The following is a 1,502-nucleotide window of genomic DNA, read 5'->3' on the forward strand; positions in this document are numbered from 1 at the left end:
GCCCTGCTGTTGGTCACCCACGACCCACTCGTGGCCGCCCGCCCTCCAGGCACAGTTGTCGATCGGCGCGGGCGGCCACGAGTGGGTCGTGGGTGACCAACAGCAGGGCCAACCCCTCGGCCCGCAGGCGATCCAGGAGGTCCAGCACCCGGTCGGCGGTGGACCGGTCGAGGGCGGCGGTGGGCTCGTCCAGCAGCAGGACGTCGGGGCGTGCCGCCAGAGCCCTGGCCAGCACGACCCGTTGGCGCTGTCCCCCGGACAGTTCCCCGGGTCGGCTGCGGAACAGGCCCGGGTCCAGCCCGACGGCGGACAGGAGTTCCCCGGCCCCCGCCCGGGCCTCCGACCGGCCCAGACCGTGCAGCACCCGCAACGGTCGCGCGGTGGCGGTCACCGCGCGGTGGGCGGGGTTGAGTTCGCCCAGCGGGCTCTGCCCGATCAGCTGAATCGCCCGCAGCCGGGCCCGGTCCCGTTGCCCGGTGGCGGCGGGCAGTTCCACGCCGTGCAGGAGGATCCGTCCCGAGGCGGGCGGGCGCCGGCCGCACAGCGCGTGCAGCAGGGTCGTCTTGCCGCTGCCGGAGGGGCCCGTGATCGCCAACGCCCCGCCGCGCGGAAGGTCGAGGTCACACGGCCCCAACAGCGGTGAACCGTCGGGGCGTTCCAGCCTCAGCCCGCGCACGGACAGCACCGGGACGGCGGTTTCGGGGGATCCGCCCGGGACCGGCGGGGTGATCGGCGCCGCACCGGTCGGGTCGGCCTCCGCCCGGAGGGGACGCGCCGGACGCCCCGCCCTCCGGTCGGCGTCGCGGGGGGCCGGTGGTCCCAGTCGCAGGACGGTGTCGCCCAGTGCCTCGGCGAATCCCGGGTCGTGGGTGACCACCACCGCGGCCCGGCCCGGCCGGTCCCGGTGGGCGCGCACCGCCGCCTCCACCAGGGCCCGTGATCCGGCGTCCAGGGCGGAGGTGGGCTCGTCCACGACGAGGAGTTCGGGATCGCCGATCAGGGCTCGGGCCAGGGCGACCCGCTGGGCCTGCCCACCGGAGAGTTCCGGCACGCGACGGCACAGGAGACCGGGGTCGAGACCGAGGCGTTCCAGGAGTTCGGCCGCCCGCTCCCCGGCCTCCCGGCGACGGCCGGGCAGTCCCTCGGTGATCAGCCGGTCGACCCGCACCCGGGGGTGGAGTTCCGCCGCCGGATCCTGTCCGAGCCAGCCGCAGCGGGCGCGCCGCAGACGGCGCGCCGGTGCGCCGGTGCGGACCGGCTCCCCGCGCCACAGGACGGTTCCGCCCGCCCGGTGCAGTCCGGGGGGCAGGATGTCCAGCAGGGCGTGCAGGAAAGTGCTCTTGCCCGTGCCGGAGGGACCGGTGACGACCAGGATCCGCCCGGTATCCAGCCGGACGTCCGGGGCCCGAAGGACGGTCGCCGCGTCGGTCGAGCGCCGCACGAGCAGCCCCTCGGCGGACAGCAGCGGTGGTTCGGCCGGCGGGTCGGGGGCGGAACGGGGG

1 protein-coding gene is annotated in these 1,502 nt (G+C 76.9%); it reads right to left on the reverse strand.

Annotated elements, in window-relative coordinates; all coding sequences use genetic code 11:
- Positions 1 to 13: 13 nt before the first annotated feature.
- The coding region (locus FNQ90_RS22825; protein ID WP_228471523.1) for an ABC transporter ATP-binding protein at positions 14 to 1,502 on the reverse strand (1,489 nt) is incomplete at its 5' end.

The sequence above is a fragment of the Streptomyces alkaliphilus genome (assembly GCF_014141535.1).
Taxonomy (GTDB): domain Bacteria; phylum Actinomycetota; class Actinomycetes; order Streptomycetales; family Streptomycetaceae; genus Streptomyces; species Streptomyces alkaliphilus.